Source organism: Alcaligenes faecalis (assembly GCF_002443155.1).
In the GTDB taxonomy this organism is placed as follows: domain Bacteria; phylum Pseudomonadota; class Gammaproteobacteria; order Burkholderiales; family Burkholderiaceae_B; genus Alcaligenes; species Alcaligenes faecalis.
The window spans coordinates 1475131-1498040 of record NZ_CP023667.1 but is presented as its reverse complement, the minus strand read 5'-3'; the positions used below and the strand labels follow the sequence as shown (position 1 = coordinate 1498040).

The 22910-nt window shown below is 55.5% G+C and carries 25 protein-coding genes; 6 read left to right on the top strand and 19 right to left on the bottom strand.

Annotation, left to right across the window (positions count from 1 at the left end):
• Window positions 1–4 precede the first annotated feature (4 nt).
• From CPY64_RS06875 to CPY64_RS06845, 7 genes are all read right to left on the bottom strand, one after another.
• Window positions 5–1168 carry a benzoate/H(+) symporter BenE family transporter gene (locus CPY64_RS06875; protein ID WP_042480049.1) on the bottom strand — a complete coding sequence of 388 codons (1164 nt, stop codon included), beginning with the start codon at window positions 1166–1168 and terminating at the stop codon, window positions 5–7.
• Between the two features lie 98 nt (window positions 1169–1266).
• On the bottom strand, window positions 1267–1542 hold the full coding sequence (gene catC, locus CPY64_RS06870) for a muconolactone Delta-isomerase (protein ID WP_009454559.1): 276 nt from the start codon (window positions 1540–1542) through the stop codon (window positions 1267–1269).
• Between the two features lie 33 nt (window positions 1543–1575).
• Window positions 1576–2379 carry a 3-oxoadipate enol-lactonase gene (gene pcaD / locus CPY64_RS06865; RefSeq protein ID WP_042480047.1) on the bottom strand — a complete coding sequence of 268 codons (804 nt, stop codon included), beginning with the start codon at window positions 2377–2379 and terminating at the stop codon, window positions 1576–1578.
• Window positions 2376–3044 carry a 3-oxoacid CoA-transferase subunit B gene (locus CPY64_RS06860; protein WP_026482745.1) on the bottom strand — a complete coding sequence of 223 codons (669 nt, stop codon included), beginning with the start codon at window positions 3042–3044 and terminating at the stop codon, window positions 2376–2378. Before CPY64_RS06860 ends, pcaD begins: the two co-directional genes overlap by 4 nt.
• A gap of 26 nt (window positions 3045–3070) precedes the next feature.
• Entirely contained in the window at window positions 3071–3766 is a 696-nt protein-coding gene (locus CPY64_RS06855) for a 3-oxoacid CoA-transferase subunit A (protein ID WP_009454565.1), read from the bottom strand.
• A 125-nt stretch (window positions 3767–3891) separates the two neighbouring features.
• Entirely contained in the window at window positions 3892–4827 is a 936-nt protein-coding gene (catA, locus tag CPY64_RS06850) for a catechol 1,2-dioxygenase (protein WP_042480043.1), read from the bottom strand.
• A 68-nt stretch (window positions 4828–4895) separates the two neighbouring features.
• On the bottom strand, window positions 4896–6071 hold the full coding sequence (locus CPY64_RS06845) for a muconate/chloromuconate family cycloisomerase (RefSeq protein ID WP_171902900.1): 1176 nt from the start codon (window positions 6069–6071) through the stop codon (window positions 4896–4898).
• Window positions 6072–6214: 143 nt separating this feature from the next.
• Between CPY64_RS06845 and CPY64_RS06840 the strand changes: the two genes are divergently transcribed.
• Complete coding sequence (locus tag CPY64_RS06840) at window positions 6215–7087, top strand: LysR family transcriptional regulator (RefSeq protein WP_042480036.1); 873 nt, start codon at window positions 6215–6217, stop codon at window positions 7085–7087.
• A gap of 6 nt (window positions 7088–7093) precedes the next feature.
• Here CPY64_RS06840 and CPY64_RS06835 read toward each other — a convergent pair whose 3' ends face one another.
• Window positions 7094–8614: an SIR2 family protein gene (locus CPY64_RS06835; RefSeq protein WP_042480033.1), complete on the bottom strand. Its 1521-nt coding sequence runs from the start codon at window positions 8612–8614 to the stop codon at window positions 7094–7096.
• Window positions 8615–8828: 214 nt separating this feature from the next.
• Here CPY64_RS06835 and CPY64_RS06830 point away from each other — a divergent pair, with 214 nt between their 5' ends.
• Together CPY64_RS06830 and CPY64_RS06825 are read left to right on the top strand one after the other, a co-directional pair.
• On the top strand, window positions 8829–9704 hold the full coding sequence (locus CPY64_RS06830) for an alpha/beta hydrolase family protein (protein WP_042480029.1): 876 nt from the start codon (window positions 8829–8831) through the stop codon (window positions 9702–9704).
• A 33-nt stretch (window positions 9705–9737) separates the two neighbouring features.
• Entirely contained in the window at window positions 9738–10211 is a 474-nt protein-coding gene (locus CPY64_RS06825) for a MarR family winged helix-turn-helix transcriptional regulator (protein WP_042480027.1), read from the top strand.
• Window positions 10212–10297: 86 nt separating this feature from the next.
• On the opposite strand, the gene leuA is transcribed toward CPY64_RS06825, so the two are convergent.
• Window positions 10298–11968 (bottom strand): 2-isopropylmalate synthase, encoded by a 1671-nt coding sequence (leuA, locus tag CPY64_RS06820; RefSeq protein WP_042480024.1) that lies wholly within the window; start codon window positions 11966–11968, stop codon window positions 10298–10300.
• A gap of 285 nt (window positions 11969–12253) precedes the next feature.
• On the opposite strand from leuA, the gene CPY64_RS06815 reads away from it, so the two are divergent.
• Window positions 12254–13090, top strand: a complete 837-nt coding sequence (locus CPY64_RS06815; RefSeq protein WP_042480022.1) for an AraC family transcriptional regulator — start codon at window positions 12254–12256, stop codon at window positions 13088–13090.
• A gap of 221 nt (window positions 13091–13311) precedes the next feature.
• On the opposite strand, the gene CPY64_RS06810 is transcribed toward CPY64_RS06815, so the two are convergent.
• The 4 genes from CPY64_RS06810 to CPY64_RS06795 form a co-directional block, all read right to left on the bottom strand.
• Window positions 13312–13500, bottom strand: a complete 189-nt coding sequence (locus tag CPY64_RS06810) for a hypothetical protein (protein WP_009454580.1) — start codon at window positions 13498–13500, stop codon at window positions 13312–13314.
• On the bottom strand, window positions 13493–14041 hold the full coding sequence (locus CPY64_RS06805) for an ATPase (RefSeq protein ID WP_009454582.1): 549 nt from the start codon (window positions 14039–14041) through the stop codon (window positions 13493–13495). The genes CPY64_RS06810 and CPY64_RS06805 overlap by 8 nt, the downstream gene beginning before the upstream one ends.
• A 197-nt stretch (window positions 14042–14238) precedes the next feature.
• Window positions 14239–14436, bottom strand: coding sequence for a YgaP family membrane protein (locus CPY64_RS06800; protein ID WP_042480017.1), 198 nt, complete (start codon window positions 14434–14436; stop codon window positions 14239–14241).
• Window positions 14437–14524: 88 nt separating this feature from the next.
• Window positions 14525–14836 carry an ArsR/SmtB family transcription factor gene (locus tag CPY64_RS06795; RefSeq protein ID WP_026482752.1) on the bottom strand — a complete coding sequence of 104 codons (312 nt, stop codon included), beginning with the start codon at window positions 14834–14836 and terminating at the stop codon, window positions 14525–14527.
• 119 nt (window positions 14837–14955) lie between these two features.
• On the opposite strand from CPY64_RS06795, the gene CPY64_RS19100 reads away from it, so the two are divergent.
• Window positions 14956–15132 carry a carboxymuconolactone decarboxylase family protein gene (locus CPY64_RS19100; protein ID WP_165589465.1) on the top strand — a complete coding sequence of 59 codons (177 nt, stop codon included), beginning with the start codon at window positions 14956–14958 and terminating at the stop codon, window positions 15130–15132.
• A gap of 22 nt (window positions 15133–15154) precedes the next feature.
• On the top strand, window positions 15155–15529 hold the full coding sequence (locus CPY64_RS06790; protein ID WP_042480014.1) for a DsrE family protein: 375 nt from the start codon (window positions 15155–15157) through the stop codon (window positions 15527–15529).
• Between the two features lie 114 nt (window positions 15530–15643).
• On the opposite strand, the gene CPY64_RS06785 is transcribed toward CPY64_RS06790, so the two are convergent.
• From CPY64_RS06785 to CPY64_RS06760, 6 genes are all read right to left on the bottom strand, one after another.
• Window positions 15644–16684: a hypothetical protein gene (locus tag CPY64_RS06785; protein WP_042480010.1), complete on the bottom strand. Its 1041-nt coding sequence runs from the start codon at window positions 16682–16684 to the stop codon at window positions 15644–15646.
• Between the two features lie 4 nt (window positions 16685–16688).
• A complete protein-coding gene (locus CPY64_RS06780; protein WP_021446681.1) occupies window positions 16689–17879 on the bottom strand; it encodes an MFS transporter in 1191 nt (396 codons plus the stop codon).
• Entirely contained in the window at window positions 17876–19069 is a 1194-nt protein-coding gene (locus CPY64_RS06775) for an acyl-CoA dehydrogenase family protein (RefSeq protein WP_042480008.1), read from the bottom strand. Before CPY64_RS06775 ends, CPY64_RS06780 begins: the two co-directional genes overlap by 4 nt.
• Window positions 19066–20727, bottom strand: coding sequence for an AMP-binding protein (locus CPY64_RS06770; protein WP_042480006.1), 1662 nt, complete (start codon window positions 20725–20727; stop codon window positions 19066–19068). The genes CPY64_RS06775 and CPY64_RS06770 overlap by 4 nt, the downstream gene beginning before the upstream one ends.
• On the bottom strand, window positions 20724–22535 hold the full coding sequence (locus CPY64_RS06765) for a CoA transferase (protein WP_042480003.1): 1812 nt from the start codon (window positions 22533–22535) through the stop codon (window positions 20724–20726). Before CPY64_RS06765 ends, CPY64_RS06770 begins: the two co-directional genes overlap by 4 nt.
• An 83-nt stretch (window positions 22536–22618) precedes the next feature.
• A complete protein-coding gene (locus CPY64_RS06760) occupies window positions 22619–22891 on the bottom strand; it encodes a MoaD/ThiS family protein (protein ID WP_003801260.1) in 273 nt (90 codons plus the stop codon).
• Between the last annotated feature and the right edge of the window lie 19 nt (window positions 22892–22910).

Below are 22910 nucleotides of genomic sequence, written 5' to 3'. Positions count from 1 at the left end.
TTTTTCACTTATGTTTGGACCCAAGCAGGCGATAAGCCACCAAGCCAAACACCACGCCCCAAAATGCGGCGCCCAATCCAAACAAGCTCATACCTGATGCGGTAGTTAGAAATGTGATGACAGACGGCTCGATATAGCCGCTTTCACTGACCATCACCCGCACATTGGCCACGATGGCCCCTATCAAAGCCAGACCCGCCAGGGCTGCAATCAAGGAGGCGGGCAAAGCGGTAAACAAATACACAATCGAGCCGGCAAAAGTGCCGCCCAAAAGATAAAACACGCCATTGGCAATACCGGCCACATAACGCTTGTCCGGGTCAGGATGAGCATCCTTGCCCGTACACAAGGCGGCGGTAATGGAAGACAGCACAATAGTGATGCCACCAAAACAGGCCACCAGCATCGAGGCCAAGCCGGTGCCAGCCAGCACGGGGCGCGATGGCGTGGGGTAACCCGCCAACTGCAAGACCGCCATGCCGGGCAGATACTGTCCCGTCAAACTGACAAGCACCAAGGGCAAAGTCAGGCTTAACAAGGTCGCAATATTGAATTCCGGGCTAATCCACACCGGACGGGCCAGCTCCAGCTGGAACGCTTCCATATGCACTTGGCCGCTGGCCATGGCCATCACAAATCCGGACAAGGCCACCAGCACAATCGCGTAACGCGGCAAGAAACGCTTGCCCAGCAAGTACACCGCCAACATCACCAGTACGATGGCGGGCATGTCACTGCTGGACTTGAACGCCGCCATACCGAACTGGAGCAAAATACCGGCCATCATGCCCCCGGCAATGCCTTTGGGGATGAAGGAAAGAATCTTTTCAAAACCGCCTGTCAGACCAATGACGACGATAATCAAGGCGGCGCTAAGATACGCCCCCACCACTTCAGGCATGGTGATGCCTGGAAACAGGGTCAGCAGCAAGGCCGTGCCTGGCGCGGACCAGGCCGTAATAATGGGCAGTTTCAGATACGCACTCAGGAGCAAACCGCTCAAACCAGCGCCTATGGAAATTGCCCAGATCCAGGAGATCAGCTCCGCATCGGCAATCCGGCCTACTTGTGCGGCCTGAATAAAGATCAGCAAAGGCCCGGCATAGGCAATCAACACCGACAAAAATCCGGCCACCCAGACCGACGCCGATCCACTTTTCAATCCCATCGTTTTGTCTCCCCAGTCTTGTTGTTTGAATTCTCAACTTTACTCGGTGCTCAGACTGCGCTGGGATCGCAGCCTGAGTTTTTTTACTGCTGTGTAACTTAAATGGCCGAAGGGTGCGTCGCCAAGGGAGTCACGGAAATCTGCATGTAAGGGAACAAAGGCAAGGCGCTGAGCAGGTTGTGCAGCTCTTCATTGCTCTCTACATCGAACACGCTGTAGTTGGCGTACTGACCCACCACGCGCCAGATATGCGGCCACTTGCCCGAACGTTGCAGATCCTGCGAGTAGGCTTTTTCTTCGGCCTTGATACGGGCAGCCTCTTCGGCTGGCAGGGAATCAGGGATATCAACAATCATGTGAACCAGATAAAGCATGGTGTTCCTTTCTAAAAACAAGCGCTCGGGCACTCAGGCCTGGGCCAAAAAATTCAATACGGCGCGCCCGAAGGCTTCGGGCGCTTCCAGATTGGACAGGTGCGAAGCCGGTACGACCGCCACTTTGGAGCCAGGAATACTGGCTTGCATGGCCTGGGCATCGGCAACTGTCGTAACCGGGTCCCATTCGCCAGCGACCAGCAGGGTCGGTGCCGCAATACGGCTGATCTGATCACGAAGATCCGACTCGGCCAAAGCATCGCAGCAGGCGGCGTAACCCAGTGGGTCCAGCTTGGCCAAGCTATCCTGCATGGCTTTGACCAATTCGGGCGATTGCTGGATAAAGGCTTCACCAAACCAGCGCGAAGGCGCCGAGTCCGCCAGAGTACGCATCTGGGCGGCACCGCCTCGGCGCAAAGCGTCGGCCCGTTCCTGCCAGGCTTGGGCAGTACCAATCTTGGCCGCGCTATTGCACACGATCAGCGCGTTCAAACGCTCCGGTGCATTCACCCCCAGCCACAAGCCGGTGTGACCACCCATGGACAGGCCACAAAACGCAGCGCGTTCGATATCCAGCGCGTCCAGAATCGCCAGCACATCACGCCCCAAATCCTTGAAACGGTATGGGCCGGGAGTGACCGGGCTGCCGCCATGACCACGGGTGTCATAACGAATCAGACGGTAGGACTGGGCGAAACCTGCCACCTGCGGGTTCCACATTTCTTGTGTAGTGCCCAGGGAGTTGCTCAGAATCAGGGCCGGAGCCAGCGGATCACCTTCCACGCTGACGCGGAACATGCCCCGTTCGGTATTCAAGGCGCTGGGGCTGACCGTCATTGGCCCTCTCCCTGCTTGGCCGCGGCAATGGGCAAACCAATCATTTCTTCCAGTGCCTCATGGGTCAAACCGGGCACCAGATCAATCAACTGCAAACCGTCTGGTGTGCAAGCCAGGGTCGCCAAATCGGTATACACACGCTTGACGCAAGCCAGGCCGGTCAAGGGGTAGCTGCATTGTTCAACCAGCTTGCTGACGCCTTGCTTGGTCAGCACATCCATCATGACCCAGGTCTGTTTCGCGCCAATGGCCAGATCCATGGCCCCGCCTACCGCCGGAATCGCGCCGGGCTCGCCCGTGCTCCAGTTGGCCAGATCACCGGTTGCCGAGACCTGAAAAGCGCCCAGCACACAGATATCCAGATGGCCGCCACGCATCATGCCAAAGCTGTCGGCATGATGGAAAAACGCACCACCGGGCAGCAGCGTCACCGCCTGCTTGCCCGCATTGATCAAGTCGTAATCTTCCTGCCCGGCTGCCGGTGCCGGGCCCATGCCCAGAATACCGTTCTCGCTATGCAGCACCACTTCCACACCGGCGGGCAAATGGTTGGCCACCAGGGTTGGCATGCCAATACCCAGATTTACGTAGGCGCCGTCATGGATGTCCTGGGCGACGCGCTGCGCCAATTCGTCTTTACTGCGGCGCTGATAATTGAGCGTCATGCTGTCCCCCTTCATGCTCTGTCCGTTCATGCCTTGAACCCACCTGCTTCTGTGCGACTGCGTGGCACCACCACGACGCGGCGCACGTGAATGCCGGGCGTCACAATGGTTTCAGGGTCCAGCTGACCCAATTCCGCCAGTTCAAACACACTGGCAATGGTGGTGCGCGCCGCGGTCGCCATGACCGGACCAAAGTTGCGCGCCGCCATGCGGTAGGTCAAATTCCCCCAACGGTCCCCCCGCTCGGCCTTGATCAGGGCGACATCTCCATGAATGGGCTCTTCATAGACATGCCAGCGACCATTGATCAAACGTGTTTCCTTGCCCTTGGCCAGCTCTGTGCCATAGCCTGTGGGGCAGAAAAAGCCACCGATACCCGCACCGGCGGCGCGCAATCGTTCGGCCAGATTGCCTTGAGGCACCAGCTCCAGCTCGATCTTGCCGCTGCGATACAAGTCATCAAATACCCAGGAATCAGCCTGACGGGGGAAGCTGCAAATAATCTTGCGTACCCGGCCCGTTTTAAGCAAAGCCGCCAGCCCCACATCGCCATTACCCGCGTTGTTGTTAACGATGGTCAGGTCGCGAGCGCCTTGCTCGATCAGACCGTCGATCAACTCCGTGGGTATGCCAGCCGTTCCAAAACCACCGACCAGAATCGTGGCGCCGTCCTGCACATCATGCAAAGCCTGTGCAACACTGCTTACCTGTTTATCGATCACTCCGTTCTCCGTATAAAGCACTGACGCCACGGATGGGCTTGGCCCTTACGTCAGGCACAGCAAAAACAAGTCAGCCCAGGGCCTGGTTTGACTTGGCAAACACAGGCCCTGGACTGAATCAGTACTTAGGCAGCCAGACGTGGACGATTCACGATCTGGTTGTCCTTGCCATCGACCAAGGGGGTCAAGGAAATATCAAACACGATCTCTGCAAAAGGACCATCCAGGTTTTCGGCAGCGATACGGGCAGGATCCGTGTGCTCGGTCAGTGGTGGCACCAGACCGTCGCGAGTGGCGTAGGCGAAGTCGTCATACACCAGCGGATCACCGTCAATATTGATCTGCGTGGTCAGCTTGCGGTGGCCAGGAGCCGTCACAAAGAAGTGAATGTGCGCAGGACGGTTACCGTGGCGGCCCAGCTCGTTCAGCAGGCCTTGGGTAGGACCATCCGGAGGACAGCCGTAGCCCTTGGGCACAATGCTCTGGAACTTGTAGCGACCGTTCTCATCGGTAATGATGGTGCGGCGCATATTGAAGGGCTGTTGCTCGCCGGTGGGGTCAAAGTGCGAATAAAAGCCTTTGGTATTGGCGTGCCAGACTTCAACCTGAGCACCCGCGATAGGCTTGCCGTCCGCAGCAGCCACGACACCGTGCATGATCAAAGTTTCGCCAGCGGTATCGGAACCGTCATCCAGGCGAACAAAACCTTGCGCCACAGGAGCTCCCGATACGTACAAAGGACCTTCAATGGTGCGTGGAGTCCCGTTGTCCAGACCCAGTTCCTTGTCCATGGCGTCCATGCGCATGTCCAGGAAACGGTCAAAGCCCAGACCGGGAGAAAGCAGACCGGCTTCGCTGGCCGTACCCAGACGGTTCAGGTAAGCCACGGCTGCCCAGTACTCGTCGTTGGTAATTTCCAGATCTTCAATGGTCTTGAACAGATCGCTGATGATGCGGTACATGATCTGCTTGACGCGTGGATTGCCACCAGGCTGATCCAGGCCGGAAGCCAAACGCAGGAAGTCTTGTACATCGGGGGTATCAAAAATCTTAACGCTCATTCTGTGTCTCCTAATATCCTGAAAAAAGTGTTCCAAGCAAAGCCGCTACGACTGGCTTCTTATTGCGCCTAGGCAGCCGAGCCAACACTGATTTGTGTCCTGTCGCGGCGGAAATACTGGACACGATCCTCGTCCAGTACGATACCCAAACCCGGCCCTTGAGGTATCTGTAATTCAAAATTGCTGTAATTCAACGGCTCTGCCAGGATTTCCTCGGTCAAGAGCAAGGGCCCGAACAGTTCCGTGCCCCACTGCAATTGGTTCACTGTGGCAAACACATGGGCAGCGGCAACCGTACCGATCGCGCCTTCCAGCATGGTGCCGCCATACAATTCAATACCAGCGGCTTCGGCAATCGCGGCGACTTGCAAGCCTGCACGCAAACCACCGGACTGTTCAATCTTGATGGCGAACACGTCGGCAGCACAGTCACGGGCCAGCTCAAAGGCAGAGGCCGGGCCAGTCAGGGATTCATCGGCCATCAAGGCAATCGGGAAGCGACCTTTCAGGTCAGCCAGCGCATCGGCGCGTCGTACCGGCTGCTCTACCAGGGAGCAACCTGCATCAACCAGACCAGCCAGCCCGTACTGGGCTTGCAAGGGGCTCCAGGCCATGTTCACATCCACGCGAACATCTGCACGGTCACCCACCGCTTTCTTGATGGCCGCCACGTGCGCCACATCGTCCTTTACCGGGCGGCGACCAATCTTCAGTTTGAAAATACGGTGACGAGCCTGCGCCAACATGCGCTCGGCTTCATCAATATCCTTGGCGGTATTGCCCGACGCCAGTGTCCAGGCCACCGGCAGGCTGTCGCGCATGCGACCACCCAGCAGGTGCGAAACCGGCAGACCGGTGCGCTTGCCCAAGGCATCAAACAGCGCCGTTTCGACCGCACTCTTGGCAAAACGGTTATCCTGAATCGCCGTGTTCAAGCGGGCCATGATGGCAGGCACAGCATTGGCATTGGCGCCCAGCAGCAAGGGAGTGAAATAGGTGTCGATGGCCAGCTTCATGCCTTCGGGCGACTCGGCGCCGTAGGCCAGACCACCAATGGTCGTGCCCTCGCCGACACCCACCGTACCGTCCGAACAGTACAAGCGCACCAGCATCAAAGTCTGGCCTTGCATGGTCGTCATCGCCAATTGATGAGGACGGATCGTAGGCAGATCCAGCAGCAAAGTCTCCACCCGTTCGATCAGGGCCGGAGCTGCTAAAAGTTGAGAAGATCGCGTGTGTTCCATGGCTTGATTGAACACGAATCAGGCCCGCTATTTCCAAGACTAAATAGGTCTAGTTCTATACCTTAAGAGTATAGTTTCTGATATAAATATTAAAAATCAAGAAACTAAACACCATCAATTCAGCCTAGGTATGGTTTTCCCTTATGGATCTACGTCAGCTCAAATATTTTGTGGCCGTTGCCGAAACCCGCAACTTCACACGGGCATCCGAACGCCTGCATATGGCTCAGCCCCCGCTCAGCCGACAGATCCAATTGCTGGAAGAAGAGCTGGGTGTCACGCTGCTACTGCGCAATAACCGCCCCTTGCGGCTGACCGAGGCCGGACGGGTGTTTTATGAGCAGGCCTTGCAGATATTGAGCCGGGTGGATCAACTGGTGCATACAACACGGCAGATCGGGCTGCATCAACGACAAACCCTCTCGATAGGCTTTGTGGCTTCTACTCTGTATGGCGGCCTGCCCGCCTTGATGCGCAAGCTAAGGCATCAGTATCCGGAAGTGGATATGCAGACGGTGGAGCTGACCTCCATGCAGCAGTTGGAGGCTTTGAAGTCGGGACGGATTGATGTGGGCTTTGGGCGGATACGGCTAAATGATGCGTCGGTGCAAAGAACGGTGCTGCGGGAAGAACAGCTGGCTTTGGCACTTCCACCCAGCTCGGATTTAGCAGATTCGGATGAACCTATAAGCTTGAAAAAGGTACAGGGGCAAAAACTGATTGTGTACCCAAAAGAACCTAGACCGAGTTTTGCCGATCACGTCCTGCATTTATTGCACGACCAGGGCGTCCGACCGGCGGAGGTCTATGAGGCAGGTGAGATCCAAGCCGCCCTAGGTCTAGTGGCCGCCGATTCGGGGCTGTGCTTAATCCCCACATCGGCGCGCCTGCGTAATGACCTGCACTATCGCTTAGTGAAAGAGCCGCAGGCGACTTCGCCGATTATCTTGACACATAGAATTAATGATCAGGCCTGGTATATCGAGGCGATAAAGAGCCTGGCGGAGAAAATGTAAAGACATTTAAAATCCGTACAATTTCCAATCATAATATGCCATCAATCTCCGAAAATGATACCTATTACCACAACCAATAAGATAGGAATAATTCCTCTTAAGATAATCCCCCAATACATCTAAATCTACATTCGATAGCAATGGGGTAATACTTACTATTTCAGACTCAGTTGCATTTTCCATAAAATCAGAAAAAGAATAACCACTATATCTTGAGGCCTGCATAACACTGCCTGTGGCAAAGTCAGCATCTTTTTTAACGACAAGCCTATCAAGATCAAACCCTGATTTATCGTAATCGCTCTTAGATATAACCCCAAGCTCTCTTAAATACTTAAAAATAGGGACAAATCTAGTTCTTCTCGGCAACAATGAAATCGTACTTTTAATTAGCATATCAGGATCGAATCCTTTATTTTTCATAATAAGATCCTCAAACAAATCCTCAACCGAAATCCCTTTATAGCCAGTCTCCCCAAGCTTACCTATCACGCCAAGTCCAAAAACAACCTCTATATCATCTTTATGCTCTATCTCATCATAATCAACAACAGCAATTTTCCTATCCGGATTTTGCCCTTTAACTATCTCGTAAACCCTTTCCTTACAAAACCTTAAAACCCTAGCGGGAAGCTTACGCTCAAATTGAGAAATTGCATCATAGATAGGAGTAAAATTTTTTGTTTTTACCACTTTAATAGGTATTTGAACAGACTCAAACTGAAGATATGAGACCTCAATCACTGGCCCTCCAGGAGGTTCATTTCTATCAATAAAAATTAGATTATCCCTAAGCTTATCTATATTTTCCGCACCAATACACAATGATATAGATTTTAAAATCTCACGAATATTTGGATCAGAAATAGAATAACCTATAAAAATAATTGGATGCTCAACAAAAATTGTAATTAACTTTGACGCTAAATATGCATTTCTATTATTATAATCCTCATAGTCCGATTGAGTTAAAACTAAAGACTCAGGAAAATTACAACATCCATGAATTTTATAAATCTCCCCAACATTCATCGTATTGGAAAAAAGAAGCTCTTTTTGCCCTACATATACCTTATGACCCGGAAACAGGCTCTCCGCAAAAACATCCCAATTTGTAGTAATTACACCATCAACATCACACTCCTTAAGAGCTTCTATTTCCTCGGAAATATCTGACGGTATTTCTTGTAAATTTTTATTCTTAATATAATCGCAAATCTCTAATCTAAGAGGAGAAGTCCTATCAGAGATTAGGCTAGAATAACGTTCCCTACTAGGCGCATAATCAGCTCCCTCCCACCAAAAATCATGAAACTCATCTGCTATTATTTGAGCAGAAACTGGAGTTTTATTATTAGAGCTACTTTTATAAAAATTATAAGGCCTTCCCATTAAACAATAACGACTCAACAACCCATCCCAATCCTCTAATCCAATATATCTTCTAGAAAACCCAGAACCTAAAAACAAAAAAGGCCCAGACGATCTCTGAGAAAAAATAGAACTTAATTCAGCCTCAATATCCATAAAAAACCTATAAAATTAAATATAAGAAACCAACACCAAAACAACACAATAAACAGGACAAGTAATAGCAATAAATTAAAAATTTTACTGCCAATAACAAATAATCCAAAAACAATACTACAACCCACCAAAAAAATCATGCTACCCAAACCTATGTTGATGTTTTCATACTCTACTTTTATTATTAACACGTTAAATAAAATCAGAGGTAAACATGCAACAGGTGACGATCCAGCAAGCTGGCAAGGACCCGATCAGTGCAACCTTATGGCCTGCTGCTGATGCCAAAGCGAGCATCATCATCCACCCCGCCACAGCCGTTCCACAGGATTTTTATCGTCCTTTTGCTGAGCATCTGAACAGCCTGGGTTTCATTGTTCTGAGCTACGACTACCGGGGCATAGGCCGATCTCGTCAGAAGGACATTCGGCAATGCGATGTCTCCATGTCCGACTGGATGCTGGAGGATGCGGTTTACGTCACGGATTGGCTTGCTCATCACTTTGAAGGTCTGCCCATTTTGGCCATTGGTCATAGCGTTGGTGGGCATGCGATTGCTATCTCTCCCGCGACACGTTCCGTGAAAGCTGCCGTCATGATTGCGTCTCATGCGGGGATTACCGCTTTGATCGAAAAGCCCATGGAGCGCTTCCGGGTGGGCTTGATCATGCGGGTGCTCACTCCTGTGCTTTGCGGCCTTTGCGGCTATATGCCGACTCGGCGTTTGGGCTTTGGCGAGAACCTTCCGCGGGGTGTCATGCAGCAATGGAGCCGCTGGACACAAAAGCCCCATTATTTTTATGACGATCCACAGCTGGATGCCAAAAAACGCGCCAGCCAGGTCGATATTCCCTTGCTGGTTCTGGGTTTTGATGATGATCCCTGGGCCAATCCGCAAGCTATTTCCCGGCTGCTGGAACCACTGAGCAAAGCCCCTATAGAAAGGCTGCAACTGGAGCATAAAAAACTGGGTTTGGCGCATATTGGTCACATGGGTTTCTTTCGTAAACGCAATGCCGAGGCACTTTGGCCTATAGTGATTGACTGGCTGATCGCACAAAGCGAATCCGGCCCCGCCTCAAACCCGTAACGCCTAACCCATACCCCTTCAGCCGTCGCCAAAATGAGCCAGAAATCACAGCCACGCTTTGTCTTTTTGTTGAACCACGCCCACAAGGCTTTGCAGCGCTGGATTCAGAAGCAGCCATCGGCCTGGACAGATATCAGCGCGGCTCAAGTTGGCATGTTGTTCTTGATTCGCTCTCAAGGCTCTGTCACGGTGGGGGAAGCAGCCAGCGCCTTGCAAGTGGCTCCGGCTGCGATTACCGGGCTATCCAAACGCATGCAGGCAGCAGGCTTGATTCAACGTCTGACGGATGATGTGGATACGCGCAAGATTTGCCTGACACTGACTCCGGCTGGTGAGGAAGCCAGCATCAAGGCCAAATCAACGTTGCAGGGCTTGAATCAGCAACTATCCGACGGCTTTACGGAGGATGAACTGAAGGTGGTGGCACGCTGGTTAAGCCAGGTGATAAATCTAGACCTGCCCACAGACAACTATGTAAAGCACTCTTCAAGCAGAGTCGCCCCCTGACTCAGAGCCACTAACGCGTCAAAGGTGGCCCGCGCCTTTGTATTACACACAGAAGCTAGCGCGGCCCACCGCAGCTTGACAGCTGCTTATGCCTCCACCTCCTCGAAACGCGCCGCCGCATTCATCACCGCCATCACACTGGCCGTAATGATATTCGCGTGCTTGCCCACGCCAAATTTCGATCCAGGCACACCCGGCATGACCGCTTCCACAATCGCCATTGCGCAGGCGTCTGCACCAGAACCCAGGCTACGTTCCTCGTAGCTGTCGATACGCAAAGGCAGACTCAAGGCTGCCACCGTCGCCGCAATCGGGCCATTGCCTGTTCCGGTATAGGTTTCAGTCTCGCCATTGGCATTCACGCATTGCAGCTCTATACCTTGCTGACCTTGTGCCTCATCGAACAGACGATGCGTACGGTAGCTTATGTTGCTTTGGCGCTGATTGGCTTGCAGATAGGTAGTTTCAAACAGTTCCCAGATCTGCTGACTGTTCAACTCCGTTTCGCTGGAATCGGCTATCTGCTGAACAACGGCACTGAACTCCACTTGCATGCGGCGCGGCATCACAATGCCGTAGTCGCGTTGCAGCAGGAAAGCGATACCGCCTTTGCCGGACTGGCTGTTGACACGCACGATGCTGTCGTAAGTACGGCCCAAATCCTTGGGGTCAACCGGCAGATAAGGCACACGCCACGGGGCGTCTTCTTTCTGCACCGCGAAGCCCTTGGCAATCGCGTCCTGATGAGAACCGGAAAAAGCGGTAAAGACCAGATCGCCCACATAGGGATGACGCGGGTGGATAGGCAAGGAGGTTGCTTCTTCCGCGATACGGGCCACTGCTGAAATGTCGGAGAAATCCAGGTGTGGCGAAATACCCTGGGTATACAGATTCAGAGCCAAGGTCACCACATCCAGATTGCCGCTGCGCTCGCCATTGCCGAACAGGCAGCCCTCGACACGCTGCGCACCAGCCAGCATGGCTTGTTCGGCGCAAGCAACGCCTGTGCCACGGTCGTTATGCGGGTGTACCGACAGGACGATATGTTCACGTCTATCCAGATGGCGATCCATCCATTCAATCTGATCGGCAAAGACGTTCGCGGTCGTCACTTCTACTGTGGTGGGCAGATTGATGATCATGGGTCGAGCTGGACCAGCATCCCAGGCATCGATAGCGGCATTGCAGACAGCCAGCGACACATCCAGTTCCGCCATGCAAAAGGTTTCAGGCGAATACTGCAACACCCACTCCGTTTCCGGGTGCTGGGCGGTCAGGCGCTTGAACAGCTCCACATGGTGCCGCACCATGTCAATGATTTGCGGCACTTCCATGCCAAAGACAATTTCACGAAACGCCGGTGCAATGGCATTGTAGAAATGCACAATCACACGACGCGCCCCCGCCACGCTGCGTACCGTGGTTTCAATCAGATCCTCTCGCAGCTGGGTGATGACCATGGGCGTGACGTCATTCGGAATCATGCCCTCGTCAATCAGTTGGCGGACGATATCAAAATCTGTTTGCGAGGCAGACGGAAAACCCACCTCGATTTCCTTGAAACCAATGCGAACCAGCTCCTGAAACAGGCGCAATTTGCGGTCGCGATTCATGGGCTCGAACAGGGCTTGGTTGCCGTCACGCAAATCGGTAGACAACCATACGGGCGCCTTGTTCAGGGTGCGTTGGGGCCACTGGCGATCGGGCAAGTTGACGACGGGAAAGGGACGGTATTTGTGGGAAGGATCAGTCAGCATGAGAACCTCGAATATAGGGAATGACATACCTGGCTTCCCTGCTCCAAGGAGCTGGCTACAGTCGGGGTCTGGGGAAACCAGGATAGGACCATTCGCACACACAGGCGTACGGACCCCGACCGGATGTCAGGGCTAGTAGGCCTAGCGATAGCAAGTGCAAATGAGTCACAGCAGGTTCAATCCCAAGATGCTTGATGAAGACGATAAAAGCAATTTAGACTGCAAGGCACTTGGCTTTCTATCAAAAAATAGTCATTTGTTTTATCTTTTTGGACATTTCTGAACATGGGCTACGCATCCCCTGAACGCGGTGGGCGGGCGCTGGACTTGTCGCACTCCGATACCTCGCCCTTGCTGGTCAGCGGGGTGATCGAGCATTACCCGGCCGGGCATGAAGTGCCCCGCCATAGCCACCATCGTGGGCATCTTTTGTATGCCACTGAAGGCGTACTGCTGGTGCAGGCCGATACCGGTCAGTGGCTGGTGCCACCCACCACCGCCGTCTGGTTGCGACCCGGTGTGCCGCATCAGCTCAATGCCACCACCGCAGTGAATGTGCATGGTCTGTTTATTGATGAAATTCTGGCCGCGCAACTGCCGGACCACGATTGCGTGATCCATGTCACGCCACTGGTACGTGAATTGATTGCCGCACTGGTGCAGGTGATTCCGCAAGAAAACCCACCTTTGCGAGACGCACTGCTGGGCCAGCTATTGATCGAAGAGCTGCGCGTGCTGCATCCCCTGCCTTTTCATTTGCCCTGGCCAGAAGATGAGTTGATGCGGCGGATTTGCGAAGATCTGGTGCGCTCGCCCGCCCAGCAAAAAACAATGGATGAGGTGGCGCAGCAATACGCCTTGACGCCGAAAACCCTGCATCGGCGTTTTCTGAAAAGCACGGGGATGAATCTGGGGAAATGGCGGCAGCAGATGCGGCTGATGGCCTCGATCCAGTTTCTGCTGCAAGGCAAGTCCATCACGCAGGCGGCGCTGGAAAGCGGCTATGAAAGCCTGAGCGCGTATTCAGTGGCCTTTAAAAAGACCTTTGCCTATCCACCTTCGGAGTTTTTGGCGACCTTGAGCCAGTACCTCGATGCAGGGCAGGATGCAGGCATGGTCTGAGGCCGATCTGTATGGCAAGAGTGCCTGGCAGACTGCAGTAGCAACTCAGTCCACCAGCCTGCTTCCAGGCTAATTCAATGCTCTATATGGATATTCATGCGACCACCCCAAGTCGCTCTACAAGACCCATCGCCCCCTTGAGCACGTCAAGAAATCGGCCGCTCAGCAGAAATAAAAGTACCGTATGAGCAGGCCAGAACAGCGATAGCATCCCAACGTCATCAGCTTTTGCAGACTTCCTGCCGCAATTGCTCTGCAGAGAGCTTGATCATCTTGCCGTTCTCCACCAACACCACCGAGGTATTGGTTTGCATGGCCACAAAACGTGCCGACTGCGCGGCACGCTCCAGAGCGGCCAGGGAGGCCCGCAAGTCCGGGTTCTTTGCTTTGGAAATATCTTCTTTATTCATCTTTCTCTCCCCACTCCAACAGGACTGGCACACTACCTGCGTTATCGTACAAAACCCAATCATCCACGGTATCCCGATAATGATGCAGGAAGTTCTTCATGCCAGCCGCAAAGCGGCGACGAATGACGGGTTCGGGGATGTTATGACCACCCTGACGTACCCGTTCTGCCACCCGCGCGATCGCCATATCCGCATCGGGCAGACTTAAAAAATACAAGCTGACTCGATAGCCCTGCGCCTGCCATTTTTCAATATGACGCACATAGCCCTGGCCAGACAAGGTCGTTTCCAGCGCGAAGCTCTCGCCCAGGCGAACCGCTTCTTTCAGCTCATCCAGCATCAAACGACCGGCCTTGATGGCCGCGCTTTCTGGTGCAAACGGAGACAGGCCCGCTGCGATCAGATCTGCATTGATAAAGCGCAGCACCTCCGCCTCGGCCGGGAGGAAAGAGCGCGCAAACGTCGTCTTGCCTGCCCCGTTCGGGCCAGCAATGATCAGAATCTTTTTGCTCTTGCCCGTGTCAGCGTTGTTGCCAGACATAAATACACCTAAACAATGTCCACATTGAACAGATTTGTATCATACATTGGCGAAAAGGCCAGCCAAGCGCCTTGCTTTGGCCGCCACGCATCCGCTGGGCAAAGCCGATTCTCAGGCAATAAAAAGGCTCCTTGAGCCGAATGAATCCTCTCAAGGAGCAGGTGGGAATGGCCCGCTATTGGGCTATGGGGACTGATTTACTGACGCTTTTTCAGCGGGCAGGTACTCAGACCCAGCATGGGGTACAGCGGGCAAAAACCGACCAGGCCCGTGATCAGGGGAATCAGGCCCAGCCAGCCCCACCAGCCTATGACCTGCGTGGCTGCCAGCGCAATCAGCACCACACCCACAACGATACGAACAATACGATCCAAACCACCTACATTGCTTTTCATGGCGAATCCTTTCAACAAAGAAGCAAGGGAAAAACGGGTCGGGCGATGGCTGGAAGGCGATGCGCCCTGCTCCCTGCGGCCTTCAGGCTCAGGGACAGAAAATATCTTTCAAGGTGCCAATCAACTTGGCGACGTTCGGATCCTCAATGCGGTAATACAAGGTCTGCGCCTCGCGCCGGTAGCTGACCAGGCCTTCCTGGCGCATACGCGCCAAATGCTGTGACAGGGCCGAAGGGCTTAGCGCCACCATCTCGTTCAGTGCTCCTACACTCATCTCGCCTTGCTGAATCAAGAGACACAAGATCACCAGGCGTTTGGGATTGCCCACCGCTTGCAACAAGGCCGCGGCCTGATCAGCGCTCTCTTGTAAGAGCTCGATGTCCGATTTGCTTTGGATCATGGTTTATCCAGCTTTTCTTGCTTATTAATTTAGATAAATATTAATTTAGCATATACTTAATTAATGCAGTCAATAATTTCAGCATTCCTTTGCTTTTGTTAATACGACAGGAGTTATGCATGAGTGAAACTAGCTACAAGCGACTGACCCAAGGTATTTCCAGCAATCTGGCGCAGATGGGAGCCAGTCTGGAAGAAGAGCACGAAGCCTTGAGCGTGGCGATTTATATGGGCGGTGGCCCGTCCGTGATGTACGCCGCCAATGCCGTTGCAGCATTCAACGAATTCAAGTCTTGAACCGAAACCAAGGAGAACTGTGATGCCTAAACCCGCTGCTTTCGTATCCACGCTGTTTCATGCACAGGGCAATCCCGATAAGGTAACCGTAGCCCTGACCATGGCGGTCAATGCGGTTCAGAAAGGACATAGCGCCTGCCTGATTCTGATGGCTGAAGGAGTCGCGCTGGGTGTACCCGGTGCCGCCGAACCTATCAGTATTGGCGCACCCTTTGAACCGGCCGCAGATCTGTTGAAGAAGTATCTGGAGCAAGGTGGACGCGTGGCCGTGTGCAAGTCCTGCATGCTGCATAACGGCCTGAGCGCCGAGCAGATGGACCCGCGTTTTGAGATCATTACCGCACCGGATGTGATCGACCTGCTGATGGGTGCGACCGGATCTTTACAGATTTCCTGATACGCTGCATCGTCAAATGCAAAGCAGGCCAAAACCATTTCTGTGTTTTGGCCTGTTTGTTATCGACACGCCATGCCCCTGTTCAGTAAAGCAAGCAACCGACCTGTAAGCGCATCAAGCCGAATGCGCCAGCAAGGCCTCCAGCAAAAAGAAGCTGGCGCAGGCCGATTCCACCAGTTCAGACTGCCCCGGTGCAACTTTATAAAGATGCCCCACAAAGCGCCCTGTCTCACTTAACTCGGGAGTCAGCAAGGCATCCAGGTACAAGCGCGATTGCTCGTGCAGCCATTGCTGTTCCGGCAGAATCTGCCACAGCTCATACATGGCCAAAGAAGCAATCGCCCAGGCTGAACGGTCTACCGGGCTCAGTGGGGACTCTTGCGTCAAAAAGCCATGCGCAAACTTCCCCCAACGCTCGTGCCAATATCGGCAGGCATTCAGGGCTGCTTGAGCATAGGACTTTCTGTCATACAAGCGCGTTGCGGTTGCCATACCCAACATGGCCCAGGCCTGCCCTCGTTGCCAGGTTTCAGCCCCCTGCTCGGCCAGCACATCGTTCCCGCGTAGCAAGACCGTATCCCGCCAGGCTCCGCTGCGCTTCTGCAGATAACGCAGGCAGGCATCCACATGCCATTGCCCAAACTGACGCGCCACCGGCCCGCCCTGCGCATCCAGCACCAAGAGCGTAGGAGCCAGAGCATCCACATTCAAAATGTGATTGCCCGCTTCCCCGCCCCCCATTCCGGAACCCAAGGGCCAGAATCCGCTGGAGGCATCAAAGCTGTTCAGCAGAGCCTGAGCAGCCTGATCGACATGGGCTTCGGCCTCTCTATCCCCATGCCAGATGCTGCCCAGGCCGGAGCCATACCAGAACACAAAGCTGCGATTGATGCTGGGCTCTTCCAGCCAGACTTGCAGCTTCTGGCTCCAGTTCAACGCCTGCTCCCTATCCTGCTCCTGACCACTGATCAAGGCACGTCGCCACCACAAGCCCGCCCAGAAGCCCCCCAACCAGGAGCCGCGTCGCGACAAGGTCCATTGCTCGGACGAGGACTGTCTGAACAAGGGAAACTGCTCCCCACATTGCTCGGCAACCTGGTCCATATTCGCAAAAATGGACTCTATGCTGGCTGATCCCAATACATCTACAGACATCCCATCATTCCCCTTTCGCCATGCGACGAACCTGGTACAGAATCAGGCACAACAAGCTGGCGCACACCAGAATGCCCATCAGGAAAGGCCAGGCAGCGGCAAAGCCTTCGGGCGAGCGCAGCAGCACACCAAACAGTGGCGGGCCAAAGGCAAAGCCACCAAAGAACCCGACGGACAACAGCCCTGCTGTACGAGCCGGTGCTCCAAAGCGGGCATCTCGCAGCAACATGCTCATGGCAATTGCATTGGTCGCCACCAGGGTCAGGCCAATGGCCAGCACGCCGGCTCCCAAGGGCCAAAGCCTGTCCGGTGCGGCCATCATCATCAGCAACAAGGCCACAATCGGGATGACAAACAGGATGCCCAGCAACAAGGTTTCATCACCAAAGCGGGCAGCGATAGGCGTCAAGAGCACTCGGGACACAATCCCCATCACCCCAAAGCCACTGACCAACATCCCTATCCAGTACGGCGACACGCCCAGCTGCTGCGCAAAAACACCCAGAAAAGTGATGAAGGACGACAGCACCAGACCCGCGCACAGCTGAATGGCCATCAATAGCCAAAGCTGTTGGCTGGGCCAGGGCAAGCGCCAGGACATGCTGCCAGCTGCAGTGCTGGCTCTGGCTGGCAAAAGCTGCAGGGCAAAGTAGGACAGGCACAGCATGGCAGGTACCCACACCACAAACGCCCCCCGCCACCCCAGTTTGTAGGCCAGGGTGGGTAGGACCAGACCGGCCAGCAAGGCCGAAGCCTGCACGCCGGACTGCTTGATACCAACCAGCCCCGCCTTGCGCTCTGCCGGTACCAACTGGGCAATGGCCTGATTGGTCACCGGGTTGGCCAAGGACTGCGCCAGGCCGCACAAGAGCAAGGCCGTCAGCACACCCCAGAAACCCGGCAACACCGCAATCAGGCTAAAGGACATGGCCACCAGCAGGAACAGCAAAAACAAACCGTGCCGATTGCCCATGCGCTGCACCAAGGCCCCCGCCCACGGCGAAAGCAAGGCAGCCAGCCCAAAGGTGCTGGTGGTCAACCACCCCAGTTGCTCGCGCGAGATGCCCAGATCCTGAATGATTTGCGGGCCCAGGACGCCGATGGCGTAGAACACCATCATGGGCATACCCATCGCCAGAGTCATCAAACTGGCCAACACCCAGGGAGAACGGCTTGCCCGTGTCGATAGCATCATGCGACTGCCTTGTTCATGTCTGCCGTCTCCTGAATGGCGTAGTGGGCTTGCAGCAAGTGCTTGCCGACCGTACTGATCAAGGCATCGTCCGCCCCATCCAGAATATGCGTGGTACGCGCTGCCCGGTAAATGCCGGACAAGGGGCTCCAATCGGCCAGCCCTTCGGCCCCCATGATCTGGATAGCGGAATCTGCCGCCTCGCTGACCGCATCCGACGCCGCCAGCTTGGCCACATTCACCTCCACGGAATTGGGCAAGCCCGCATCGAACTTGACGGCGGCTTCACGCAGCAAGCACCGAGCCGAGGTAATGGCGCGATACACCTGATAGACCCGCGCCCGAACCAGTTGCTTGTCTGCCAGACGGGCCAGTTCTCCGCGCTCTGAATGAATGCGCTCGCACATGATTTCAAAGCTGCGTTGCGCCAAGCCCAACCATTGCACGGATCGCAGAATACGGCCCAGAGCCAGGCGCTTTTGCATCAAGGCAATGCCCTGCCCGGCGCTGCCCAGAACATAGTCCTCCGGCACGGTCACATTGTTGAACAGCAGCTCGTTCTGCCCCTGATAACGTCCCAGCAAAGGCAAGGGGCGCACGACTTTAAAGCCCGCCGCATCCGTGGGCACGATCACCATGGACAAGGACTCATTCACGGGACCGTCCGCGCTGCGCGCCACCACGGTCGCGAAGCTGGCCAGTTGCGCCCGGCAAATAAACCACTTGCGGCCATTCACATGCCATTGCCCGTCTTTCAGGCGGGCCTGACATTGCATGGTGGCCGGAATGGAACCAATGCTGTCCGGCTCGGACATGGCGTAACTGGACACTGCATCGCCCTTGAGCAAGGGCGTCAGAAAGCGCTGTTTGACGCTGGCCGAGCCATGATGACTCAACATATACGCATCCAGCGTGGCATCTGCCCCGAAAATGCCGGGGCCATATTCGGAGCGTCCTTCCTGTTCAGCCACGGGCAAGTATTCGACCAAACTGGCGATCCGACCGCCGCGATGCATGGGGTAAAAACTGCCGAACAAACCCGCCTGTTGAGCGCGGCGTGTCAGGTCCAGAGTCAGCTCGCGGGCCAGATTATCTCCCTGTGCCAGAATTACCTCGTTGGGGATGATCTCGGTATCCACAAACTGCCGCAGCTTGCGGCTCAAGGCCGCGCTGGAGATGGCAAGGTGGCTCATGCTGCTATCCCCGCTGCAGTCTTGGCCCCGGAACCCAATGCAGCAGCATCAGCAGCCAAGGCGCGCTTGTCGATCTTGCCCGCAGGCGTCAGCGGCAAGCTGCGGTAAAAGCGCAGATACTCGGGCAACTTGTTCACTTCCAGACCCTGCTCACGCAAGAAGTCGGTGATCTCTTTCAGGGAGAAACGCGGCACGCCTTCACGCACTGTCACGCACAAGCAAATACGCTGACCCAGATCCGCATCGGGGACCGGCACGCAAGCCACGGTAACCACATCCGGGTGAGCCATGACCAAACCTTCAATTTGCACCGGGCTGATGTTCGCACCACCACGAATGATGATGTCTTTCTTGCGGCCCGCCAGCACCAACTGCCCTTGGGCATTGATGTAACCCAGATCGCCCGTTTTCACCCAACCCTGCTCGTCCCGATACTGGGCATCCAGTTCCGGGGCGTTCACATATTGCATGGGGCTCAAGGGACCACGTGCGGTGATTTCGCCTACTTCACCTTGCGGCACTTCGGCACCCTCGTCATCAATCAGACGGATCTCGCACACTTGCGGATTGGGGGTCCCCACACTGCTCAAGACCACTTCGATGGGATCGTCCAGCGTGTTGTGGCAGTTCACCCCATCGGCCGAGCCGTACAGGCTGATGAAGCCGCAATCAAACGCTTCCACGCAACGGCGTACTGTGGCTTCGTCAATGACTGAACCACCCACAATCAAGCCGCGCAAGCTGGCTTTATCAGCCTTCTCCAGTTCAGGTGCAGCCGCAATACGCTGGAACATGGTGGGCACGCCCAGAATAAAGCTGGGTTTGAAGGCATTGATGGCGGCAATCGCACTAGGCACATCAAACTTGGGCAAGACCACCAAAGAACCACCCAGCCAGCACAGCACGCCGAAGGTGGCCGTAGAGCCAAATGAAGAACCCAGCGGCACCAGATACATGCCCCGGAACTCCACATCATTGGGAGAAATGCGTTGCAGGAATCGGCCGCGTCCACCCACCAGCGCATTATGCGAATAGGCCACCAGCTTGGGCTCGGACTCGGTGCCCGAAGACACCAGCAAGCGCACGGGCGAATTGGGTGACACCACCGGCAATTCGGACAAGGCCAAAGGCTCGCCCTCGAACAAGGAATCCAAAGTCATCCAGCCCGGACGCGATGGGCCTTGCACAATCAGGACACGCAAGGACAGCAGCGTAGGCCGCAAGGACTCGATCACTTCGCACAAATCAATGCCTGCATATTCATGCGGCACAATCACCGCCCGTGCATCGCAACGACGCACCAGCGACTGAATATCCAGCTTGCCCCGTCCGGGTGGGAAAGGCGCCACAATCGCCCCCAAAGCAGCGGCGGCCAGATCAATGGCGCAGCACACCCAATGGTTGCTGAGCTGATACGCCACCACGTCGCCCGCCATAATCCCTGCCCGACGCAAGCTGCCTGCCAGACGCAGAGCCGCGTCCATCAAGGCGCTATAGCTGATATTGCCTTCCGGCGAGAGCACCGCCAGCTTGTCCGGATGAGCCTGGGCTTTTTCCGCGAACAGCGTAAAGACCGGCTTGTTCGGGTAGGTACCGTCCTCTATCCAGCGTTGGCGCAATGACGCAGGGACCAGATCGATGATGCCAGCGTGATTCATAAAAACCTCCAGGGAGAATTAACAGACGAATAGCCCTTGTCATGGAAATGGGAAGCCAGGCGTGGATCAGCACGCAGTTGCGCCAGATTGCTATAGACACGGCGGGCCGGTATGCCCAGCACATCCAGTTGCGCTTCCAGGCTCAGGGCAGACTGGGACAGAAGACGATCCGGCAAGACCGTCCAGACGGCATCGGGCGACACATTCAACCACCCGGCCAGGGCATGCAGATGCGTTTGATCCTGACAGTCGATGACCATGAAGCCCTCGCCCGTCTGGAACACCGCCGACACGCCGGTTTTACTGATGGGAGAAACGGCCTGGGCCAGATGATCGGCCGTGGCCAGCAAAGAGCTGTCGACCCGCAAGCCCGACCCGCTCAGGCCCCGGCGCAGCAAGGCGGCACTGATACCCAGCGCGGCCATCACCCCGCCCAGCACATCCAGCACCGTAAACAAAGACCCACCCCGTGCATCCGAGGTTTGAGAAATGGTGTGAGCAATGCCCGACCAGGCTTGCACCGTGAAGTCCGTACCCGGCGCGTCCACTTGCTCCTGGCCCCAACCGCCCGCATAGGCGTAGACCAGATCCGGGCGCACCGCGTGCAGGTCCTGGGCATCCAGCTGCAGCTCGGCCGCCTTGCCCGGTGCCCAGTTATGCAGGAACACATCGGACTCGCTCACCAGCTCGTAAATGGCCTGGCGGCCTTGTGCCGACTTGATGTCCACTTCCTGCACCGTCTTGAATTGATTGAGCGCATCAAAGCGCACCGAGCAGCCATCCACACACGGAGGCATGGCGCGCAAGGGATCGCCACCGGGCGGCTCCAGACGAATCACCTCCGCCCCCAGCAGCGCCAGCAAATGACCGGCAATAGGCCCTTGAATTCGGCGGCAGGACTCCACCACCCGCAAACCGCGCAGGGGCAAATCGGCGTTGGACGGCAAGGTGCGCAATGAGCCGGGCGCGGTATGAGTCTGGTGCTGCCACAGACCGGCCAAGGCCGCGTAATCACTATCGCTCTGGCGTTGAGCCGGGGTACGTACCGGCAAGATGGCCATGCCGGTCTGCAAGGCCAGTTCCTGCAAACGGCCAAAGTTCAGGGTTTGCAGGCTGCTTAAACACGCCGCTGGCATGGGGCACACCGCCTTGGCATAGCGCAGCAAAAACGCTTTCCAGGCCTGGCCAGCCAGATCAGCCGGTACACCCACCGCTTCCCAAAAGGCGCGCCAGGGTCGGGGGTCCAGCGTTTCCAGCTCAAAGACCACACCGTCCTGCGAAATAAAGGGTGGCCGCAAGCCGGGATCGTAACTGCCTGCCAATAACTGCTCGGGATCCTGAGCCGCCGTTGCCCCAGCCAGATACTGACCGATACTGAGCAAGCCACAACCCAAGGGCGAGACCGACACCGTGGAGAAACGTCCGCCACGCAACTGACCCAAGGCGGCCGCCAAGGTCGCCTGCAGGCTCATGGCTGAACTGAGTACAGCCAGATAATCCAGACCCAGCGTGCCCGACGGGCCACTGGAGCGTCCATGCACGGACAAGATACCGCTGGCGGCCTGCATGCTCAGCTCGCTGATCGCGGCTTGCGTCATGCCACCTGCCTCGGTTTCCAGACGCGTGCTAATCGTTCCAAAATCAGGCGAATGCAGGCTGAATGCTGCTTCGTCTTGCTGGCGTGCGGCTTGCTCGGACAAACCCAGCAATCGGGCCTGACGGCTCAAGGCAGCGGACAAGCCCGGCCAATACGGGGACTGTGAGCCCATCTGCCAACGTAATCCGCAGCCATGTAGTAATTCAGACATAGTTCCAAACCAGAGTGATGCGTACGCCAAGTGCTGATTGCAGAAACCAGCACTTGCGCCATGAAAATCCAGACCAGACGGTCTTAGCCCCCTGCTACGGCAGGCAGTACGGTCAGGCTGTCGCCAGCGCGGGTGGCGGTTTTCAGGCCATCGCTGAAACGGATGTCCTCTTCGTTCACGTAAATGTTCACGAAGCGATGCAGGTCTTCGCCGCTCATCAAACGTGCCTTGATGCCGGGAAACTGACCTTCAAGATGCTCGATCACTTCGCCTACCGAAGCGCCCTGGGCCTGGACTTTCTTCTCACCGTTCGTCAGTGGACGCAGCAAGGTCGGGATAGAGACTGAAATGGACATGCTTAAAACTCCTTTGAAA

Bases quoted from the DNA above. Each gene is read 5' to 3' on its own strand.
- CPY64_RS06875 (WP_042480049.1), bottom strand. From the start codon at position 1,168: ATGGGATTGAAAAGTGGATCGGCGTCGGTCTGGGTGGCCGGATTTTTG.
- catC (WP_009454559.1), bottom strand. From the start codon at position 1,542: ATGCTTTATCTGGTTCACATGATTGTTGATATCCCTGATTCCCTGCCA.
- pcaD (WP_042480047.1), bottom strand. From the start codon at position 2,379: ATGACGGTCAGCCCCAGCGCCTTGAATACCGAACGGGGCATGTTCCGC.
- CPY64_RS06860 (WP_026482745.1), bottom strand. From the start codon at position 3,044: ATGACGCTCAATTATCAGCGCCGCAGTAAAGACGAATTGGCGCAGCGC.
- catA (WP_042480043.1), bottom strand. From the start codon at position 4,827: ATGAGCGTTAAGATTTTTGATACCCCCGATGTACAAGACTTCCTGCGT.
- CPY64_RS06845 (WP_171902900.1), bottom strand. From the start codon at position 6,071: ATGGAACACACGCGATCTTCTCAACTTTTAGCAGCTCCGGCCCTGATC.
- CPY64_RS06840 (WP_042480036.1), top strand. From the start codon at position 6,215: ATGGATCTACGTCAGCTCAAATATTTTGTGGCCGTTGCCGAAACCCGC.
- CPY64_RS06835 (WP_042480033.1), bottom strand. From the start codon at position 8,614: ATGGATATTGAGGCTGAATTAAGTTCTATTTTTTCTCAGAGATCGTCT.
- CPY64_RS06830 (WP_042480029.1), top strand. From the start codon at position 8,829: ATGCAACAGGTGACGATCCAGCAAGCTGGCAAGGACCCGATCAGTGCA.
- CPY64_RS06825 (WP_042480027.1), top strand. From the start codon at position 9,738: ATGAGCCAGAAATCACAGCCACGCTTTGTCTTTTTGTTGAACCACGCC.
- leuA (WP_042480024.1), bottom strand. From the start codon at position 11,968: ATGCTGACTGATCCTTCCCACAAATACCGTCCCTTTCCCGTCGTCAAC.
- CPY64_RS06815 (WP_042480022.1), top strand. From the start codon at position 12,254: ATGGGCTACGCATCCCCTGAACGCGGTGGGCGGGCGCTGGACTTGTCG.
- CPY64_RS06810 (WP_009454580.1), bottom strand. From the start codon at position 13,500: ATGAATAAAGAAGATATTTCCAAAGCAAAGAACCCGGACTTGCGGGCC.
- CPY64_RS06805 (WP_009454582.1), bottom strand. From the start codon at position 14,041: ATGTCTGGCAACAACGCTGACACGGGCAAGAGCAAAAAGATTCTGATC.
- CPY64_RS06800 (WP_042480017.1), bottom strand. From the start codon at position 14,436: ATGAAAAGCAATGTAGGTGGTTTGGATCGTATTGTTCGTATCGTTGTG.
- CPY64_RS06795 (WP_026482752.1), bottom strand. From the start codon at position 14,836: ATGATCCAAAGCAAATCGGACATCGAGCTCTTACAAGAGAGCGCTGAT.
- CPY64_RS19100 (WP_165589465.1), top strand. From the start codon at position 14,956: ATGAGTGAAACTAGCTACAAGCGACTGACCCAAGGTATTTCCAGCAAT.
- CPY64_RS06790 (WP_042480014.1), top strand. From the start codon at position 15,155: ATGCCTAAACCCGCTGCTTTCGTATCCACGCTGTTTCATGCACAGGGC.
- CPY64_RS06785 (WP_042480010.1), bottom strand. From the start codon at position 16,684: ATGTCTGTAGATGTATTGGGATCAGCCAGCATAGAGTCCATTTTTGCG.
- CPY64_RS06780 (WP_021446681.1), bottom strand. From the start codon at position 17,879: ATGATGCTATCGACACGGGCAAGCCGTTCTCCCTGGGTGTTGGCCAGT.
- CPY64_RS06775 (WP_042480008.1), bottom strand. From the start codon at position 19,069: ATGAGCCACCTTGCCATCTCCAGCGCGGCCTTGAGCCGCAAGCTGCGG.
- CPY64_RS06770 (WP_042480006.1), bottom strand. From the start codon at position 20,727: ATGAATCACGCTGGCATCATCGATCTGGTCCCTGCGTCATTGCGCCAA.
- CPY64_RS06765 (WP_042480003.1), bottom strand. From the start codon at position 22,535: ATGTCTGAATTACTACATGGCTGCGGATTACGTTGGCAGATGGGCTCA.
- CPY64_RS06760 (WP_003801260.1), bottom strand. From the start codon at position 22,891: ATGTCCATTTCAGTCTCTATCCCGACCTTGCTGCGTCCACTGACGAAC.